The organism is Desulfosarcina sp. BuS5, from assembly GCF_028752835.1.
Lineage (GTDB): Bacteria > Desulfobacterota > Desulfobacteria > Desulfobacterales > BuS5 > BuS5.
Genome location: NZ_CP087952.1, coordinates 2,320,790 through 2,340,944, shown reverse-complemented (window position 1 = coordinate 2,340,944; position 20,155 = coordinate 2,320,790). Strand labels below are relative to the sequence as shown.

At 43.3% G+C, this 20,155-nt stretch carries 20 protein-coding genes; all 20 read right to left on the bottom strand.

Going from position 1 to position 20,155, the window contains the following annotated elements; genetic code table 11:
- Positions 1–17 precede the first annotated feature (17 nt).
- Complete coding sequence (locus BuS5_RS11510) at positions 18–2,696, bottom strand: methyl-accepting chemotaxis protein (RefSeq protein ID WP_274427672.1); 2,679 nt, start codon at positions 2,694–2,696, stop codon at positions 18–20.
- Between the two features lie 95 nt (positions 2,697–2,791).
- On the bottom strand, positions 2,792–2,929 hold the full coding sequence (locus BuS5_RS11505) for a hypothetical protein (RefSeq protein WP_157487427.1): 138 nt from the start codon (positions 2,927–2,929) through the stop codon (positions 2,792–2,794).
- Positions 2,930–2,969: 40 nt separating this feature from the next.
- Positions 2,970–3,575 carry a CheR family methyltransferase gene (locus tag BuS5_RS11500; RefSeq protein WP_027354410.1) on the bottom strand — a complete coding sequence of 202 codons (606 nt, stop codon included), beginning with the start codon at positions 3,573–3,575 and terminating at the stop codon, positions 2,970–2,972.
- Between the two features lie 200 nt (positions 3,576–3,775).
- Positions 3,776–5,890, bottom strand: a complete 2,115-nt coding sequence (locus BuS5_RS11495; RefSeq protein ID WP_027354409.1) for a chemotaxis protein CheA — start codon at positions 5,888–5,890, stop codon at positions 3,776–3,778.
- A gap of 61 nt (positions 5,891–5,951) precedes the next feature.
- Positions 5,952–6,320 (bottom strand): response regulator, encoded by a 369-nt coding sequence (locus BuS5_RS11490; RefSeq protein ID WP_232223086.1) that lies wholly within the window; start codon positions 6,318–6,320, stop codon positions 5,952–5,954.
- A complete protein-coding gene (locus BuS5_RS11485; RefSeq protein ID WP_027354407.1) occupies positions 6,317–6,625 on the bottom strand; it encodes an STAS domain-containing protein in 309 nt (102 codons plus the stop codon). The genes BuS5_RS11490 and BuS5_RS11485 overlap by 4 nt, the downstream gene beginning before the upstream one ends.
- A 23-nt stretch (positions 6,626–6,648) precedes the next feature.
- Positions 6,649–8,748, bottom strand: a complete 2,100-nt coding sequence (locus BuS5_RS11480) for a methyl-accepting chemotaxis protein (RefSeq protein ID WP_027354406.1) — start codon at positions 8,746–8,748, stop codon at positions 6,649–6,651.
- A gap of 446 nt (positions 8,749–9,194) precedes the next feature.
- Positions 9,195–9,971 (bottom strand): recombinase family protein, encoded by a 777-nt coding sequence (locus BuS5_RS11475; RefSeq protein ID WP_027354405.1) that lies wholly within the window; start codon positions 9,969–9,971, stop codon positions 9,195–9,197.
- Positions 9,972–10,580: 609 nt separating this feature from the next.
- Positions 10,581–11,048, bottom strand: a complete 468-nt coding sequence (locus tag BuS5_RS11470; RefSeq protein WP_035265759.1) for a DUF1285 domain-containing protein — start codon at positions 11,046–11,048, stop codon at positions 10,581–10,583.
- An 11-nt stretch (positions 11,049–11,059) separates the two neighbouring features.
- Complete coding sequence (locus BuS5_RS11465; protein WP_051374920.1) at positions 11,060–11,863, bottom strand: endonuclease/exonuclease/phosphatase family protein; 804 nt, start codon at positions 11,861–11,863, stop codon at positions 11,060–11,062.
- 3 nt (positions 11,864–11,866) lie between these two features.
- Entirely contained in the window at positions 11,867–12,469 is a 603-nt protein-coding gene (locus tag BuS5_RS11460; protein WP_027354403.1) for a class IV adenylate cyclase, read from the bottom strand.
- Between the two features lie 99 nt (positions 12,470–12,568).
- Positions 12,569–13,351, bottom strand: coding sequence for an enoyl-CoA hydratase/isomerase family protein (locus tag BuS5_RS11455; RefSeq protein WP_027354402.1), 783 nt, complete (start codon positions 13,349–13,351; stop codon positions 12,569–12,571).
- A gap of 30 nt (positions 13,352–13,381) precedes the next feature.
- Entirely contained in the window at positions 13,382–14,809 is a 1,428-nt protein-coding gene (gene gatB / locus BuS5_RS11450) for an Asp-tRNA(Asn)/Glu-tRNA(Gln) amidotransferase subunit GatB (RefSeq protein WP_027354401.1), read from the bottom strand.
- A 227-nt stretch (positions 14,810–15,036) separates the two neighbouring features.
- Positions 15,037–15,681, bottom strand: coding sequence for a TIGR04211 family SH3 domain-containing protein (locus BuS5_RS11445; protein ID WP_027354400.1), 645 nt, complete (start codon positions 15,679–15,681; stop codon positions 15,037–15,039).
- A gap of 14 nt (positions 15,682–15,695) precedes the next feature.
- On the bottom strand, positions 15,696–16,466 hold the full coding sequence (gene folE2 / locus BuS5_RS11440; protein WP_027354399.1) for a GTP cyclohydrolase FolE2: 771 nt from the start codon (positions 16,464–16,466) through the stop codon (positions 15,696–15,698).
- Complete coding sequence (locus tag BuS5_RS11435) at positions 16,463–17,191, bottom strand: ATP-binding protein (protein WP_035265758.1); 729 nt, start codon at positions 17,189–17,191, stop codon at positions 16,463–16,465. The genes folE2 and BuS5_RS11435 overlap by 4 nt, the downstream gene beginning before the upstream one ends.
- Positions 17,181–17,501, bottom strand: a complete 321-nt coding sequence (gene rpoZ, locus BuS5_RS11430; protein ID WP_084446101.1) for a DNA-directed RNA polymerase subunit omega — start codon at positions 17,499–17,501, stop codon at positions 17,181–17,183. Before rpoZ ends, BuS5_RS11435 begins: the two co-directional genes overlap by 11 nt.
- 12 nt (positions 17,502–17,513) lie before the next feature.
- Positions 17,514–17,981: a transcription elongation factor GreA gene (greA, locus tag BuS5_RS11425; protein ID WP_027354397.1), complete on the bottom strand. Its 468-nt coding sequence runs from the start codon at positions 17,979–17,981 to the stop codon at positions 17,514–17,516.
- A 14-nt stretch (positions 17,982–17,995) separates the two neighbouring features.
- Positions 17,996–19,018, bottom strand: a complete 1,023-nt coding sequence (locus BuS5_RS11420) for an aspartate-semialdehyde dehydrogenase (RefSeq protein ID WP_027354396.1) — start codon at positions 19,016–19,018, stop codon at positions 17,996–17,998.
- A gap of 17 nt (positions 19,019–19,035) precedes the next feature.
- A complete protein-coding gene (locus BuS5_RS11415; RefSeq protein ID WP_027354395.1) occupies positions 19,036–20,103 on the bottom strand; it encodes a 3-isopropylmalate dehydrogenase in 1,068 nt (355 codons plus the stop codon).
- Positions 20,104–20,155 lie beyond the last annotated feature (52 nt).

Below are 20,155 nucleotides of genomic sequence, written 5' to 3'. Positions count from 1 at the left end.
TCCTTTATCCCGTTGGTTTAATACCTCTCGAATTGAGCGTCGGCTGCGTCATTCATGTCCAGAGAAATCCCATTTTCCTTTTTGTTTACAAATACCGCGCCGCTGTTAACAATTTGTCCGGCAGCGTGGCTTGCGTGAGAAGCTGTTTTGTTAAGCGCATTTCCGGCTTTTGCTACGGCACGTCCGGTTTTTAACTGCCCCGAATTTTCAGAACCATTGCCGCTTACCTTGAAAAACGCCGCGGTTCCCCTGAGCTGTTCCCCCTGGCCGGCGAGTTCCTCGGAGGTCGAAGCCATCTCCTCAGTAGCGCTTGCGCTCTGCTGTATCACCTGGTCTAACTGCTGAATCGCCTTGGTGGTCTGGTCAATTCCGCGCGCCTGCTCAGCGCTTGAAGCGTTTATTTCCTGCACCAGCTCGGCTGTTTTCTGAATGCCGGGCACGATCTCTTCGAGAAGCTTGCCGGCTTTTTCCGCTATCTCCACGCTGCTTGCCGAAACGGTGCTGATCTCCTTTGCCGCATCCTGGCTGCGCTCGGCAAGTTTGCGGATTTCCGCTGCAACCACGGCAAAACCCTTACCATATTCACCCGCCCTTGCCGCCTCAATAGCCGCATTAAGAGCCAGCATGTTGGTCTGCCTGGCTATCTCTTCGATAATCCCGATTTTGTCGGCAATGCTCTTCATGGCCTGAACCGTCTCTTCTACGGCATTTCCTCCTTCCTTTCCGTCGGTGGCGGCCTTTTTGGCAATGGAGGCGGTCTCCTTTGCGTTGTCCGCATTCTGGTTTACAGCGCTGTTCATCTCCTCCATGGAGCTTGAGATCTCCTCGACGTTTGCCGACTGCTCGGTCGCTCCCTGGGACATTTGCTGAGCGGCTGAACTGATCTGCTCGCTGCCTGAAGCGACCTGATCAGCGGCTGACTGCACATCGACTGCAAAACGGGTAAGATTTTCTATCATCATGTTGATGTTATTCTTGATCTCGTTGAAGTCGCCCTTGTAATCATCGGTGACCTTCTCCGGGATGTCGCCCTTGCTGATCCGGTCCACATACTCGGCCGCTACATTCAAAGGGCCAATAATCGCATCAAGCGTGTTGTTTACACCCTGAATGATCTTGCCGAACTCGCCCATGTACTTACTGGCATCTCCGCGTACATCGAGTTTACCCTCAACTGCACCATCTGCCAGACGGGCGGATTCGTCAATCAAACCGTTCAGGGCATTAATACAGACGTTGAGGTTGTTTTTGACCTCATTAAAATCACCCTTATAATCATCAGTGATCTTCTCCGGAATGTCGCCCTTGCCGATGCGGTCCATATACCCGGTCATTACGTTCAAAGGAGCGATAACGGCGTCCATGGAGTTATTGAAGCCTTCGATAATCCCGCGGAAGGCGCCTGCATGCCTGCTTGCATCAGTGCGCGTGTCCAGCTTGCCTTCCTGCATCGCATCAACCAGCAGCAGACCATCAGAAACCACGAGGTTAATAGCATCAATGCACTGGTTCAGGTTGTTCTTGACCTCGTTAAAATCACCCTTGTAATCATCAGTGATCTTCTCCGGGATGTCGCCCTTGCTGATGCGGTCCATATACTCGGCCATTACGTTCAAAGGCCCGATAACGGTGTCCATGGAGTTATTGAAGCCTTCGATAATCTCGCGGAAGGCGCCCGCGTGCCCGCTTGCATCAGTGCGCGTGTCCAGCTTGCCTTCCTGCATCGCCTCAACCAGCAGCAAACCATCAGAAACCACGAGGTTAATAGCATCAATGCACTGGTTCAGGTTGTTCTTGACCTCATTAAAATCACCCTTATAATCATCCGTGATCTTCTCCGGGATATCGCCCTTGCCGATGCGGACCATATACTCGGCCATTACGTTCAAAGGAGCGATAACGGCGTCCATGGATTTATTGAACCCTTCGATAATCTCGCGGAAGGCACCCGCGTGCCCGCTTGCATCAGTGCGCGTGTCCAGCTTGCCTTCCTGCGTCGCCTCAACCAGCAGCAGACCATCAGAAACCACGAGGTTAATAGCATCAATGCACTGGTTCAGGTTGTTCTTGACCTCATTAAAATCACCCTTATAATCATCCGTGATCTTCTCCGGGATATCGCCCTTGCCGATGCGGACCATATACTCGGCCATTACGTTCAAAGGAGCGATAACGGCGTCCATGGATTTATTGAACCCTTCGATAATCTCGCGGAAGGCACCCGCGTGCCCGCTTGCATCAGTGCGCGTGTCCAGCTTGCCTTCCTGCGTCGCCTCAACCAGCAGCAGACCATCAGAAACCACGAGGTTAATAGCATCAATGCACTGGTTCAGGTTGTTTTTGACCTCATTGAAATCGCCTTTATAATCATCCGTGATCTTTTCCGGGATGTCGCCCTTGCTAATACGGTCTACATACTCGGCCGTCACGTTCAACGGGCCGATTACTGCGTCAAGCATTTCGTTCACGCCTTCAAGCATTTCCCTGTCAGCACCGGTTGTATCGCCCAGATCCGCCCTGGCATCCAAACGGCCCTTTTTAATACTTTCAAACAAAGTTTCAAACTCATTGAGCACACTTGCGTTCATCTTTGAGTCCGCCATGATTTCCTCCTTTTTAGAATTGTTTTTGATTTTGTTTCTTTTCTTTCCATTTTGTGTTTCTTCTGAATTATTGTTCTCAATTTTTTCCGCCATTGCTCAAAACTCCTTCAGTTTTATCCTCTTTCAATTTCATCGCTCAAAAACCGCCACTGCTTATATTTTTCCGTATCACCTCCTTTATAGATTTTCTATTTGGTTTCAAGCCTCCTGTTACGATAAACATAATTTCCATCTTCCCCGTAGACAAACCCCATTTTTTTCCAGAACTCAGCGGCTGTATATCGCACCCTGTCGGCTATGATTGTATTAAAAGACTTTTTAAACATTTCAAGGAAATATCGCCTTGATCCTTGAAGTCATAATCTTTTATCCTTTTTTCCGGAACAACTGCACATTCGCTGCGACAGGCTCAAATAAATCTTTCATCTTTTCAGGTATCTTCTGCGTCTGTTCGACTGCTAAAAAACCGCCTTCGGAAAGTGCTTCATGAAACATGTTGATGACGTTAATCCTTTCCGCTTCCTTAAAATGCAGTAGAACATTTTTACAGACAATCAGCCCGAAATTATTCCGCACAGGTCTCAGGGTCAGCAGGTCGTGTTTTTGATATTCAACGGATTTTCTTATCTCATCGGCGATTATGAAATGGTCCGGTTTCCCGTTCGGAGAAAAGTATTTGGCGAAGATCTCTTTTGGAATTCTCCTGACCTGCTCACCCGGATACTTGCCGTCCCTTATTATTTTCCCGAACAGATTGCTGCCGTCGATATCCGTTGCATATATTTTTACATTTCTGAAAATCATCCGTACCATGTTTTCCCTTAAAACCATAGCAAGAGAATATGGCTCCTGCCCCATCGCACACCCGGCATCCCAGATATTGATATACCTGCGTGATTTTAACGCCGGAAGCGCATAATCGCGAATCGCTTCCAGGGTCTGCATGTCTCTGAAAAAATATGTGAAAGCCATGATAAAAAAGCGCCTAAAATGTCTAAAGTATTTAAAGTGTCTAAAGTTTTTTAGAAATCGAAGTAAAAATGGCCAGTAATTCACCACATTCTTCGCGCTCTGTTTTTACCTGCTCCCAGGGCAACGTTTTTGCCTCTGCAACTACTTCAGGCCAATATTGCGTTTCACTTGCTTTAGGCACTTTAAGTACTTTAAATACTTTAAGTACTTAAATATACTTTAGGTGCTTTTTCTTCTTCCTCTGCGCATTGAATTATTTTCGGGACATCCACTATCAGGGCAATACCCCCGTCGCCAAGAATAGTTCCTCCTGAAACACCCTCGGCATCCTGATACATCCTGCCGAGCGATTTAATGACGGTCTGATGGCTTCCGATTATCTCATCCACCACGATTCCAACCCGCATGTTTTCAGATTTAACGACCACCATCTGCTCCAGGGGCGCTGGCCCGCCGGATACAGCGAATATATCGCGCAGGCGTATATAGGGCACAAGTTCTCCCCTAACGGAAATCAGATGACGGCCGTGGGCATTGGCAACATGGTCTTTGGTCAGTTCCATGCATTCCTCTACCACGGAAAGGGGCAGAACAAACCGGCTTTTACCGGCTTTCACGAGAAGACCGTCTATGATGGCCAGAGTAAGGGGCAAAGAAAGTCTGACTGCAGTCCCTTCTCCCTTCTCACTGAAAATTTCGATTGATCCGCGAAGGGCCTCGATTTCGCGTTTTACAACGTCCATACCCACACCCCGCCCGGAGACGCTGGTAACCTCCGTGTTCGTGGAAAATCCGGGAGTAAAAACAAGTTTGAATATCTCCGATTCGATTAAACTATCGCCGGTTTCTATCAATCCCTTCTCAATGGCCTTTGATTTGATGACTTCAGCATCCAGGCCCCTCCCGTCATCCTCTATGGTAATAACCACATCTGCGCCCTTGTGCTCGGCGGCAAGGCGGATTGCTCCTTTTCGTGATTTACCTGAAACTTCGCGTTCTTCCGGAGATTCTATGCCGTGATCTATGCTGTTTCTGATAAGATGCACCAGCGGGTTGTCCAGGCGCTCAATAACCGTTTTATCCAGTTCAGTCTCGGCGCCTTCGGTCTTTAATTCGATCTCCTTGCCCAGTTCGGAGGAGAGATCACGCACAAGCCGCCTGAACTTACTGAATGTCGTGCCTATAGGAAGCATGCGGATATTGAGAACGCAGTCTCGAAGTTCACCTGCAAGACGTTCCACTTCTTCAACCGGAGCGGCAAGTTTGGGATCGTTTATGCCGGCGGATACCTGGGTAAGCCGGGCCTGGGTGATAACAAGCTCGCCGACAAGATTAATAAGATTATCGAGCCGGTCGGCAGGAACGCGGACGCTACCGGAACTGGCTGGTGCCTTGCGTTTTTCAATGATTTGCTGCTCGCTCAAGGCCGAAGCTACTCTCTCCCTGGAAACCGCTCCAGACTCTACAAGCAGTTCGCCTATCTGCTTCTGGTTGTTCAGCGCCCTGTCCACAGTTTCTTTAGTGACATCACCTCGTTCAACCAGAATTTCACCCAGCCGTTTCCGATCTTTTTCCATATTCGCATCGCATGTAATCTCGTCGATCTTTATTTCACTTTCATCATCAACAAAGATGAAAACGTCCCTGATATCGTCGATGCTTCGGTCTGTCGAAAGAACCATATCCCAGAAAATGTAGCATTGTTCAGGGTCCAGATCATAGAGAGCCGGGATATTTTCGGTCTGAGCTGTTACAATACAATTCCCAAAGTCCCTCAATTCATCCAGAAGCAGCGCAGGATCCATGCCTGTTGCGAAAATGGAGGGTCCGGGACGAAATCTGATACGGCAGGTAATTTTTTTACTTTCCATGCTTCCGGCAGCGTCGGAAGTTTCCATATTTTCAGGGGAGAACGCATTCGCATCGTCCCGATTATGCAGCAGGGCTTTTAATCCGGCAACGATCTGTTCGGAACGTGAAATGTCAACAGGCGCTCCGCCGTCCGTCGCTTGAAGCATGGCTCTGATCTGATCGCTTGATGCTAGAATCAAATCAATAAGATCTTTGTTGACAGGGACGGCGCTTTCCCGCACCTTGTCAAGCACGGTCTCGGCGTGGTGTGTAAAATCCGCTATATCATCGAAACCGAACATGGCGCCGGAACCTTTAATAGTATGCATGGCGCGGAAAAGACGGTTAACATGTTCCGCATTCCCGGAGTCCTGTTCAACATCCAGGATCGCTTCTTCCACATCGGACAAAAGTTCCAGGGCCTCCAGGCGATAAGTTTCTGCGTGTATATTTGACTGGCTCATTGTTTTCATGCTCCCTTTTGATTCAGGCTTGTTCATGTAAATCTACAATCGAAATTTTTTTTTACCGAAGCACCTTTTTAATTACCGCTATCAACTGCTCCGGTTTAAAAGGTTTTACAATCCAGCCTGTAGCGCCGGCGGCTTTTCCTTCCTGTTTTTTCTCGGCCTGTGATTCAGTAGTCAGCATTATGATTGGAATAAACTTGAATTCAGGTTCAGCCCGCACCTGTTTGATAAGCGAGATTCCGTCCATATTCGGCATGTTGAGGTCGGTTATCAGCATGTTAACTTTTGCGCCATTGAGTTTGTTAAGCGCGTCTTTGCCGTCAACCGCCTCAACCACTTCATAGCCTGCATCTTTAAGCGTAAAGCTCACCATCTGTCTTATGCTTGCCGAGTCATCGGCTGTCATTATTATTTTTGCCATCATTGTTCTCCTGTGGAAAATTGGTCGGCCAAAATTCCCGTTCGCTCCATTGCGTTTTTAAAGGCCTCCGCCCGCCCGGTCAGCGGCATTTCCACTCCCTGCTCTTTCGCAGCCTTGAAAGCGGAAAAGAGCAACTGAATGATCGATGTATCCAGTTCTGTTGTCTGCCCGGCATCCAGAGCAAAACAGCTTTCTTCTTTTATTAATTTTACCAGCGCGTCCTTTAGCTCTGCCGCTTCAGCAACAGTTACTTCGTCTTTTAAAGACAAGATCGCTCCTTGTTCTGTTTGACTTGTTTCAAAAGGCATCTTTTTTCCTCCGCTCAACAAACTCAAAAAAGTTCAATATTATCCCCAAGGTCATCATCATCTTTTTTCTTTTGATCGAAAATTTCAACTTTCTCATTCTGTTCGTCCGGCATATCAAAATTTTCAAACAGCTCTACATTGTCAATCTCTGTATTCTGATCAGTATCCTGAACAGATCCGGCAGAAGCTTTGCCCCTGCAAAATTTTGCTGCCTGCAAGTTTGTCTCATCACCAGATTCCATTGGTGAAGAACCGAAGGCCTTCTCATGGGCTATACGCTCGCTTTCCATGGTATAGCGGTTGTTTAATCCGTCCAAAGCCGGTTCATTAAGCTCCGCTTTTGTTTCAAGATTATATTGCCCGGCCGTTTCAATTAAAGCCCGCATGGTTTCTTTGATATGTCCGATACACTTAACCACTTTTCGAGAAAATTGAATTCCGGATGTGAGGGCGGAAATATCGAGCGCAAGCTCCCGGCTTTTTTTGTTAAGCCCGGAATTATTTTTCACCATTTCCCTGTTCAGGGCATTTAAACCGTTTCCGGCTTCGGCGGCTCTCTGCTTTAAATTTTCCGCGTCCCTTATACCATCGGCAAAAATACTGCCGATACGGGTTTGCAGATCGTCTGATGTTTTCAGAATTGTCTTAATGCCTGTTGATATTTTACCGACAACCTTGTTCGATTGGATTGAAATATCTCGAACTTCACGGGCAAGAGTACCCAAGGCAAGGGCGCTTTCCCCTATATGTTCAGCTTTTATCTGTGCGTTTAATGCAAGGAGTTTTATGCCTTCGGCAATATTTTCCACATCTTTAATAAAAGAGGACATCTCTTTTACAGTTTTTGAAACTGCTTTCACCTCTTCAAGGATATAGCGATTAATGTCCGTTTTTTCCGAAAGGGAGGATATGACGGCGGATATTTCACTGCTGAATTGAACGATAATCGAATCGTCCGATTCTGTTTCACCTGCGCCTGATGCCTTTGAAATTTCTTCAGACTGATCTGCGGTGCGCCTGGCGATTTCCTTAAGAGCCGTAATCATTTTTTTTTCCGCATCTTCCATTTCATACGCCACAAGATCTATCTGAGACATCTGAACGGTCGCAACCTTTGATGTGTATGCCGCCAAATGCTGCCCGCAGCCGTTGTCGGACGCGGGATATCCCTCAATCTTTTTGCAAATATCTTCCATGGCTTCGGCTACATGTTCCATTATTTGCCGTGAAATATCATGAAATTGCATGGATATGACAACCGTACTCACTCTTTTTGAGATTTCGGAGGAACGTAGAGCAATCTTTGCTGACAGACCGGTTGAGAGATCAAACATACCTTTGAGTTTGCCGAGAGCATTGTTTATCCTTTTTTCAGTCTGTGCAATTTGACTGCGGTCTTTTTGCAGATATTGGTCGATTCGACCGGCAATCGGCAATATAGAGGCATCTGCTCTCTTTAAACAGCTAAACAATTTGTTAACAATGATGTTTGTTTTTATGGAAAGTTTGCTGATTCCATCAGCCAGAAAAAATGAATTATCGCTCCCTTCACTTATTTGTGCGCCCTGGATCTTGATATTTATTCCCAGTACGCGAAGAGTTCGCGAAATTATATCAAAATCTCTTTTATGTTTAGAAAGCCTCTTAATCTTTGCGGCAATTAAGTTTATCCTTGAGGTTGCTTCTATCGTCTCAGCGTCAAACATCTTCAAAATCGCCAGGGTTTCTTCTGAAACTCGCCCGGCACGGTCAAGGGAATTGTCCTCCCTGTTTCCGTCAAATAATCCCGCAATGTGAGTCGATTGCTCTGCCAGAGATTTTGCACGGGATGAAAAATCCTGAAGTCTGGTTCCTATTGAAAGAAACTCATTCTCTGTATTGCCTGACAGTTCGGTTAAATCTTTTTGCTGTTTACGCAGGACAGGCACAAAAGGCAGCAAAATTTTTTGCTGCTTATTCATTCCCTGTTTTAAAGGAAAAAAATTCTTTACAGCGCAGCCGGCGGCGTCTGATGACGCGGATTTGGAATTTCGTATGTCTGAAATTATTTTCCGGCATCTTTTTGTTGGGTTGCTGATCAAACTGCGCAAGCGGCTATAGGAAACAATATGTGTTAAGTTCATTTTTCCCAGTAATAATTTATCGTTAAGACTGACAGCTAAGGAACTGAATAAACGTACCCTTTTAAACCGTATGCCGTTCAAGTTACAGGTTTCTGTATGAAATGTGCCGACATTTCATATAAAAATGCACGGAATAGTTCGATCTGTATCAACATCGGAGAACTGCCCTTTTGTATTCTTCAAGAACCCATTAGACTATCAGTTTTTTGCTGTAAAACTACTTATAATGAATATACAATAAAACAAAATACTACTCATAACAGCTTAATATTACATTGTATATTTTTAATTCAAAAGTATTTTGCCCATGGCGCAAGTATTGCGTATTGTTTTGAAATTATATTTTTATTGATTTTAAAATTAAAGTTTTTATGAAGCATGCCGATATCTATAACTGAACCAAGCGTATTTGCTTCACACAAAATGTCGGAGCATTTTGTACAAAATTACTCTATTGCAAGCTCCGGTCTCTTGATTTTTATGGAGCCATACTCAAGCGCTCCTTTATACAGCCTGTTGTTTAGAATATATTGAATGGTCGAGGCATGCCACTTGCCTCCCCTTTTTGTCGGAATTTTGTTGTTATTACAATGAGCTGCTATAGCCTTCAAAGACAGGCCGTGTCTTTTCAGATTTTTTATCAAAGAAATCGTTTTTGCCTCTTCATGATCGATTGCAATATCCGGTTTATTATCAACGATAACAAGTTTGTAACCCAATGCCCTCTGCCCCCCCGCGAATCCCCCGCTTTCGGCTTTGTTCAGCTTGCCGCGTTTCATCTTAAGTGCTATCTCCAGACGTTGATATTGGTCTAAAAGCTCCATCATGCCGTTGATAAGAAACCGTGAAGGGTCGTTCTGTGAATAGATTGAATAGCTGGGCTGGTCTACGGCTTTTACATCAACTTTATGCTTTTTTAGCTCTCTTTGAATGAGAACCTTGACCAGGTCCGAACGCCACAATCTTGACGTATTAAGGACAACAACATAACCAGCGCTAATGCGCGGGATGTCGATCAGCATATTCTGCAGACCTTCCCTGTCTATTGTCAGGTTTTCTTCATCAGCTTTGGCTCCGGATATGCCTCTGTCTTCATAAATGCCTATTAATTTCAGCTTATGCGTCATGCAATACTTTTTTATTTGTTTTTTCTGGATCTTTAGGCCCTGTCCTTCTTTGACCTGCGTCTCTGTGCTTACCCTGATGTATCCCACCACTTTCATGCTGTTCTCCTTTTCCGACCTGACATTTGAAGTCAGAAGTGTGTAATGTTTTGTGAGAAAATTTATGCCTTCGGTTGATAACTCTTTGAAAATTAAGATGAATAAGGCGGTGTTACGGGATATTACACCCTTTTGGATTCGGTATTGAAAGGTATGCGAGGAAAAAAATGGAGGAATGGAGTAAAAGAGAGCTATTTAAGGTGCCAGGCTACTATTTGCCGCGATATTTCAAGCAGCCTGGCAGCCATGGAATAGTTAGTGCCTGAACGGAAACTATTGAACTCATTGTTTTAACAAAATATTATTGCTATTTTTTGAAACGAAGATTTTGGCTTTTTGTGAAAAAACAGCAAGTTTCCATGAAATCCGGCTCAAACAACTCGATTTCTGAAAATCTTCATTTCGGAAATGCTCGATAACTATCTATTTTAGCAAATTTTTTAGGGTTTCCGTTCAGACACTAGTTATTATTGGACCGTTTCATGGCCTCCTCAAAAAGAAGCCTGTCCGCCTGTTCCAAAGTAGACAGAGGCTCTCGGAACCAATAAAACAAAAACCACGGAATATAAGTGTCACACAGCAATACAGGGTCTTGACTTATATTTTTGGCTATGATTTAGAAATCAGATATTTTTCATCCTTGATTTTTATAAAATACCTGCCTTCATCGAATTCCAGCATATCCGATATTTTCATCATGCTGCGATCGTCGAACTTGATCAGTTCTTCTCCCGCATTCATGTATAAGCTGTCGTTTTTGATGAACAGCTTTTCAGGTTCCAGCCGGATTCTTTTTTTTGTATTTAATACAAGAATAACTTCGTCTTCATTTTTTATTATATCAAAAACAAAAAGGGCTGTTTCTTCATATTTAAAATAGACTTTTTCCGTATGAGTGTCGAGATCCTGGCCAAGATAGTAACCGTCTTTGTCTTTTTTTATGGCGGAATGAAAGAAATTTATTATCTTTCTATGTTCAAATGCTCCGTCCTTGTTGTGCCAGCGGCCGTTCTTGTCAAGCCAGAATACAGCCTTTTCTTTTGGTATAACCTTTACCTTAAGCTTTTGAGTGGTCATGATTTTACTCCTTATGTCCATTTAAAAGATGCACATACAGGGTAGTGATCGGATGGGTACTTTCCGTTAATGGTGTCATAAATTACCATTTTTTCGATTGGTGTAATGCCGCCGCGATAGAGAATCCAGTCGATGTAATCGCCGTCCTTGCTTCCTGTAAAACCATGGTGGGTGGCGGGAAACGGTTCATTGAAAATATCTTTAAAAAATGGTTTTTTTAATTTATTATTCCGGCCGGTAAATAATTTATGACATTTGCTGTACGGGGTGGCATTAAAATCCCCCATCAGGACGGCAGGCGCACCTGAAGGGAGCAGGGATATTCTTTCCATTATCAGCCGGGCGCTCCGGTTTTGCACGGATTCATCAAAATCGAAATGGGTAGCGGCGCATATAAGTATTTTATCCTTTTTTTTAAACATTCCGATTGTAGCTTGCCTTGGCCAGCGGCTTTTTCTGAAACGGCTGGGCACATTTGGAGTTGGGCTCAGGAAACGATGCTCATAGTATATGCATTTCCATGTTTTTTTATAGAATATAATGTTGTTTTGCCAGAAAAAAGGCGCGGGGCTTCTTTTTCCGATATAATCATAATCTGTTAAAAAATTATCAATAAAGTCAATCTGAAAATTATTAGCCTCCTGCACTCCAATGAAATCGGTTTTGTTTTTTTTTAAAAGCAGGGGCAGCGTTTTTTTTCTGTTATCCCAGCTGTTGTCAACATCATCTGCCAGGCCGAATCGCAGGTTTAACGTTAAAACTGAAACATGTTCGCCGGTATATTTTGTGTTTGTGCTGATGTCCGGGGTGCTCATGATTTAGTTGTGAAAAAGGTGCGGATAATTTTTTAAATCAATCTCGATTGGTTCAAAATTGGTGAATGTTACATCAGAAAAGGGGAGGTTCAACTCCTTTTTTAATCTTTCAAAGAGTTCAAGATAATTAAGAGTAATTCTTTCAGACCAGTCAAGACCAATCTTTTTTGCCAGATTGGTAATAACATGCTTTTCTCCTTCAATTTCAAGAAAATTACCAAAAGGCATAGCGTCGATACAGAGGGTTGCGCCGTTTAATATCAATGTTTCCCTGTATTTTTCATATATTTGCTCCTGGTGAAATCCAATGGCTTCCAGGATAAGTTTCATCCTGTTAAATTCGCTGACCTCTACTTCAAGCTCCCTTAAACTTTTGAATTCATTATCTTCCGACTCAAGTCCGGATTTGAAGGTAAGAGTCGTTTTAGTGTCTTTGCGTAGCCGTAGCAGGGATTTGTTTTTGATTAGATCATTGTTTTTATTTTCATACCTGAGGTTTGTTTCAAATACTCTGCCCTTGCTGTCGGCTCCCAGATTGATAATGGTGTTGCGGACAGGTTCTACATCTGTTAAATGGAATTTTACTTCGGTTTCAATATATTCCATTCTTTGAGGATCTCACTTGCAAGCAGTTTAATTGCTGGCGAAATAATGTAATTCTATGCTTGGTGGTAGAGACAAGGCATGCCTTGTCTCTACAGACTATTATTTACCTGTAAAAACCGCCTTCCTTTTTTCAATAAAGGCTTTCATACCTTCCTGTTGATCTTCTGTGGCAAAAAGCTGTTCAAAACTGCGTGATTCATAAGCATTGGCAGAGCGAAGATCCATATTTATTCCATCATTTACCACTATTTTGGTTGTTTTTAATGCATATCCGGGCTGTTTGGCGATTTTTGATGCCAGGGCCCTGGCTTCATCCATCAAGGATGCAAGGGGAACAACCTTGTTTACAAGGCCTATGCGGTATGCTTCTTCAGCTTTGATCGGGTCTCCTGTATAAAGGAGTTCTTTGGCTCTTCCTACACCGACCAGTCTCGGCAGTCTCTGGGTCCCGCCTGCTCCGGGAATAACGCCGATCTTGATTTCAGGCTGGCCGAATAAGGCATTATCAGCGGCGATTCTTATATCACAGGACATGCACATTTCGCACCCTCCACCCAGAGCCAGCCCGCTCACTGCAGCTATAACCGGCTGTGGCAGACGTTCCAGCTTGTTAAAGAGCGACTGAATAGTTTCGACAAATACGTGGGCTTTAACGGGAGTATTTATCTGGCCTATTTCCTTTATGTCGGCGCCTGCTGCAAATACTTTTTCGCTTCCGGTAAGGATTACGACTGCTATTTCATTATCTGCAGCTATCAGGTCGAGAACGCTGTTGAGTTCGCTCATCAGTTCATTGCTGATGGAATTCATGCTTTTCGGTTTGTTTAAAGTTATAACAGCGATATTATTTTCTTTTTCAAAAATTACTGTGTTATATCCCATGTTGTGCCTCCATGTTATTTTGTTTAAACACTATTTTAATTTTTCTTTTAGTATTTCATTGACTATTTGAGGATTAGCTTTTCCCCTGGTCTCCTTCATGATCTGACCGACAAAAAATCCTAAAATTTTGGTTTTCCCGTTTTTATAAGCCTCGGCTTCTTTTGGGTTATCAGATACTATTTTTACTACTATGTTTTCTATCTCCGATCTGTCCGTAACCTGAACGAGTCCCTTTTCTTCAACTATCTGTTTGGGCTGTTTTCCTGTTTTTGCCATCTCATCAAAGACTTTTTTGGCGATCTTGCCGCTGATCAAGCCCTTGTCTATTAATTTAAGCATACCTGTTAAATGGTGAGGGGAAACAGTAGATTCGGAAATAGTTTTATTATCCGCATTCAACAGGCCGAGCAATGATCCCATTATCCAGTTGCCGATCTGTTTCGGCTGGTTAAATAGTTTAACGCATTCATCAAAGTAGTCCGCCATATCGCGGGATGATGTTAAAACTTCGGCATCTGTGGAAGGGAGTCCGTATTCGGTTTTAAAGCGTTCTTTTTTTTCTTCAGGCAGTTCGGGAAGATCCTTTTTTAAAGCATCGATCCATGTTTCATCAATATTAACAGGAACCAGGTCGGGATCCGGAAAATATCGGTAATCGTTTGCTTCCTCTTTGCTGCGCATGGATGTGCTTCTGTTGGTATCAGCATTCCAAAGCCTCGTTTCCTGAACAATTCTGCCTTCATCAAGAAGTATATCTTTCTGTCTGAATATTTCATATTCTATCGATTTTTCTACATTTTTAAATGAGTTTAGATTTTTCAACTCGGTTCGGGTGCCTAATTCTGTCTCACCCTTTGGTCGGATTGAAATATTGGCGTCACATCTGAAACTTCCTTCCTCCATGTTTCCGTCACAAATGTCGAGATAACGGAGGATAGCATGCAATTGTCTAAGGTAGGCTCCGGCTTCTTCAGAAGATCTCATATCAGGCTCGCTCACTATCTCGATTAATGGAACTCCTGTTCTGTTAAAATCGATCATGCTCAAGGGCCTGTGGGGATCATGGCTGAGCTTTCCGGCGTCTTCTTCCATATGTATTCTGGTGATGCCTATTCTTTTACTATTACCATTGACTTCTATATCCAAATATCCGTGTTCGGCAATAGGTAGCTCGTATTGAGAGATCTGGTACCCTTTGGGAAGGTCCGGATAGTAATAATTTTTACGCGCAAACCTGTTCACCCGGTTGATACTGCATTTGGTTGCCAGGGCCATCAGCAGAGCGTATTCTATAACCTTTTTGTTTAAGACGGGCAGGGTGCCGGGCATCCCTAGACAAACCGGGCAAACATGGGTGTTGGGGGGTGAGCCGAAGGCGGTTGAACAACTGCAGAAAATTTTTGTTTTTGTTTTTAGCTGGGCGTGAACTTCGAGTCCGATAACAGGTTCAAATTTCATTTTGTGGCCTTAATCGTTTTTGTACAAGGGATATAAAGTCAACAATCGTGAACGATTATCATCTTTTTAGGAAACTGGAAGGAAATAATCTACGCATATCGTGCAGATTTTTTGTTCGTCTTCAAGGCGTGATAACAGTTGCATAGTGAACTATACAACTGTTACCGCAACGTAGAAGACGGACAAAAGGGCAAGCAGGATGCGTAGATTATTTCTTGGAAGTTCCCTTACAGGAGCGATGTCCTTTTACGTTGACGTTTGGTGCTGAAGCCTATTATGAATCCCAGCAACAAGATAGCTGCGCCGGTTAACCCGGCCGTGATGTATTTATGGAGCAATTCTTTTTCAAGCCTTTCTGCTTTGTTGGACTGTTCCGCCAGCTTGGCGACGGTTTTCTCATATTTGGCCTTCAGGTTCAGATACCCTGCGGAATCATCTTTTAGTTTGTCATATTCCCTGGAGAGCTTATTCAATTCGGATTGATGCTTGCCAAGATCCTGTTTGAATTGTACGTTTTGTTCTTTAAGTTGTTTATTCTCTTCACTTATTGCCGGTAGCTGGACTTTTATGGCATTATACTTTTTTTTAAGTTTTGCCAAAGCTATAAAATCGGGCTCTTTCGCAGTAAGAAAGCGATTTAACACCCATCCTTCTTTTCCGTTTGGCGTTTGGACTTTTGACCACTCCTCGCCTTGCTCTTGAATTTTAACATTCTGCCCTGATTTGATCATTTTGACAATTTTGTGGTCTATCCCGGGTCCTGTCCTCAAGGTTACTTTAATTATATTGCTGATATACCTGGTTTCAGCCTGAACTGTTGCTGATAAAAGAAATAGAAACATTAAAATAAAAATAAAAATAAAATACTTCATATTTATACTCTCCATTAACTACTTATAATCTGGGCATAAGCGCTATGGTTGTGAATAGATTCAAAATTTTCAGCGCTTACTGAAAACCATATTATATTATTATCGGCTTTTAGTTTTAATGCGATATCCCTGACAATATCTTCTACAAATTTTGGGTTGTTATACCCTTTTTCGGTTACGGCTTTTTCATCAACCCGTTTTAAAACTGAATAGACTTCACATGAGGCTGCCTGCTCCACAAGCTTTATCATATCCTCCAGCCAGATAAATTTTTTGAACCTTGTGCGCAACTCTACTTTGCCGCGCTGATTATGCGCTCCTGCGTCACTTATTTCCTTTGAACATGGGCAGACAGACGAGATCGGGACAATAACTTCTGAAACAAGATCAATTTTCTCATCCGGGCCGCTTGCTCCGGTAATTTTACAGGTATAGTCCATTAAACCGGGGAGGTTGCTGACAGGCGCGTATTTTTTTATAAAATAAGGAAAGGTAACCTCTATGTGCGCTGAAGCTGCATTCAACTGTTTTTTCATCTGATCTAAAATACTTGATATTTTTTTTAAAGAGACCTCCGGTTGCAGCAGGTGAAGCAGTTTTACAAACCTGCTCATGTGGGTGCCTTTATAATTGTTCGGCAAATCAACATACATATTAATTAAAGCCACAGTATGTTGAAAACCGCTGCCTTTATCTAAAACGGTGATCGGGTAACGGAGATTTTTAATACCTACCTTGTCGATAGGGATGTTTCGGTCATCAAACTGGTTTTGTATATCAATCATATTAATAAATACTCTGTGTTGACATTGCTCATGGAGTTGAAAATATTGCCTTTGATTTTTTTGTTGCTTTTATAAAGCTCTGTTAAGAGGCTCTTGATTTTACTACGTTTGGAGCTGTTCGCACTTGGGCATGGATTAGTTAAAATCGGAAAACCTGTTTCTTTTGCAAAACGATTTATTGTTTCCTGTTCTATAAACGCAAGGGGTCTGATAATTTGAAATTTACCTTTAAAAAAGGATTGTGATGGAACCATGGTTCCGATTTCGCCTGAATAACATATGTTCATAAAAAAAGTTTCGATAATATCATCTTTATGGTGCCCTAAAGCGATCTTTTTACATCCGTATTTATCGGCTATTTCAAAAAGACGTTTTCTGCGCAGCCTGGAACATAAAAAACAGGGATTTTCCCTGTTTTCGGTACTGTGTGCCTGGAGTCCATGATCTGTACGATCAATTATTAGATGAAATTCATTTGCTTTGCAATATGTTTCAAGTTTTTTACCAAATTGATCATCAAAACCCGGATCGACAAAAACTGCAATCAGGTCATAATCTATCAGTATTCGTTTTTTTCGTTCATTTAATATCCACAAAAGAGTGAAACTGTCAATACCACCGGAAAGTCCAACCAGGATTTTGTCACCATCCGCTATCATATCATAATGATGCAGGGCTTTACCCACATATCGTTTTATCGCCTTGTATGGATAGCTATGATGCATCAGGTTCAGCGAGTTGATCTTGGTTTTCTTTTACAGGTTCATCAAGTTTATCTTTTTGTTCTTTTACAGGTTCAGCGAGTTGAGCTTTTTCTTTTTTTACAGGTTCAGCGAGTTGAACTTTTTCTTTTTTGAGTTTTATTTTGCCGGCTGCAATTTCTCTAAGACATGTAACAACGTCTTCATTTTTAGGTGAATATATAAGGTATTCCGCTCCATCACGGATCTGCCTTACACGTTTTGCCACCATATTAACCAGTTGAAACCGGTTTTGGACCCGTTTCAGGCAATCTTCCATAGTTATTCGTGCCACAAGTGCCTCCATTTAAAGTATTTCTATAAGTTCATACAATCTTTTACCGCCCGGAGCGTTTAGCTTTACCTCGTCCCCAGGTTCCTTGCCTATCATTGCCTGCCCTAGGGGCGAACTGACAGATATGCGTTTTTTCTCAATATCAGATTCGTCCGGGCCCACAAGCTGATATTTAATTTCTTCGCCGGTATCAATATTTTCAAGCAGAACCGTGCAGCCAAACACAGCCCTGTCCTTTGGAAGTTCATCCGGGTTGATTATATCGGCGCTGGCTAACTTATATCCCAGTTCGCCTATCCGTCCTTCTATAAAACTTTGTCTATTTTTTGCTGCTTCAAATTCTGCATTTTCAGACAGGTCTCCATGAGCGCGTGCTTCCTCTATAGCCTTGATATTTGCAGGCCTTTCAACTCTCTTAAGATGTTCCAGTTCCTTTTTCAGTGTTTCATAGCCTCGCATTGTAATCGGTGTTTTTTCCAAACTGTGTCACTCCCTTATAAATAATCTTTGGCAAGTAATTCTGCTATCTGAACTGCATTGGTGGCGGCTCCTTTTCTGATATTATCAGCCACTACCCATAAATTGATTCCATTGGGGATCGACTCGTCCTCTCTTATACGCCCGACATAGGTCAGGTCGGTTCCTGCGGCTTCAATAGCAAGAGGATAAAGATTTTTTTCCGGGTCGTCCAATACTTTTATTCCAGGTGCATTTGAGAGCAGCGTTTTTACTTCGTCAGCAGAAATATGCTCAAGGGTTTCTATATTTATCGATTCGGAATGACTATAAAAGACCGGGACTCGTACAGTCGTGGCAGTTACTCCTATATTGTTATCTCCGAAAATTTTTCTGGTTTCCAGGACCATTTTCATCTCTTCCCTAGTGTAACCGTTTTCCAGAAAAACATCTATATGCGGAAGACAGTTAAAGGCGATTTGGTGAGGATAGACTTTTTTTTCATAATCCTGAAAATTCAGCATCGCTCTGGTCTGATCGGATAGTTCTTCAATCGCCTTTAATCCGGTGCCTGATACAGCCTGATATGTGGAAACCACAATTCTCTTGATGCCGCATTTTTTATAAATCGGGTAAAGAGCGACCAGCATCTGGATTGTTGAGCAGTTGGGATTTGCGATTATACCTTTATTGGTGTAATTTTTTATGTCATCAGGGTTTACTTCCGGAATCAATAGCGGAACCTCAGTGTCCATTCTCCACGCGCTTGAGTTGTCTACTACAATACATCCATCTTTTGCGGCGCAGGGCGCAAACTTTTTACTGGGCCCCCCTCCGGCTGAAAATATTGCTATATCAATTCCCCTAAAAGAATCCTCTTTTAATTCTTCAACTGTTATTTCCTGATCCTTAAACTCCAGCTTACGCCCGGCGGATCTGTGGGAAGCCAGGAATTTAATCGATTTTACAGGGAACTCCCTTTCCTCAAGGCAGGTGATCATCTGATTGCCGACAACGCCGGTCGCACCTGCCACTGCGACATTGAATTTTTTTTCATCCATGGTTAATGTCTCCAACTCTAATTGGCAATAATATATTCCGCCACAAGATCTCCTACTTCACTTGTGGTGTATCCCATTTTTCCGGCAGCGATATCATCCAGATCATCACGCAGCACCTTGATTACCGCCTTTTCAACCGTCTGGGAGGCTTTTTTTTCGCCAAGGGTTGCAAGCATAATCTGAGCTGCGGAAATTGCCGCGATGGGATTGATTATCTGCTTTCCTGTATATTTGGGGGCCGATCCGCCGATTGGTTCAAACATGGAGACGCCCTCGGGATTGATATTGCCTCCGGCGGCAATTCCCATGCCACCCTGTATCATTGCGGCCAGATCGGTTATAATATCTCCAAACATGTTATCTGTAACAATAACATCAAACCATTCCGGGTTCTTTACCATCCACATACATATGGCGTCAACATGAGCATAATCGGTTTGAATGTCCGGGTATTCTTTTCCTACTTCATAAAAAGTCCGCTCCCAGAGATCAAAAGCGTATGTAAGGACATTGGTCTTTCCGCAAAGAGTCAGTTTTTTTGCCTTGTTCCGGCTTCTGCAATACTCAAATGCGAACCTGATGCATCTTTCCACACCTTTACGGGTATTTATCGAAGACTGGATTGCAACCTCATCCGGTGTGCCGCGTTTTAAACAGCCTCCTGCTCCGGCATAGAGACCTTCAGTATTTTCACGCACCACAACAAAATCTATGTCATCGGGTGATTTGTTTTTTAAGGGGGTTTCGACACCTTCATAGAGTTTAACCGGCCTCAGGTTAATATATTGATCAAAGTCGAATCTTAGTTTCAAAAGTAGGCCTTTTTCAAGAATACCCGGTTTTACATCAGGATGGCCTATTGCTCCCAGGTATATGGCATCAGCCGCGGTAAGGCCTTCGGCAGCGGTATCAGGAAATATTTCACCGGTGGCTTTGTACCTTTCCCCACCCAAGTCGTAATTCGTGAAATCAATGGTGAATTCAAATTTTTTTGCAACAGCCTCCAGTACCTTGATGCCTTCATTAATAACTTCCGGTCCGGTGCCGTCGCCCGGAATAACAGCAATTGAATATTTTTTTGACATAATTTTTAATACCCTCATAAAAAATATCCATTGAGCATGCGAAAAAGCACAA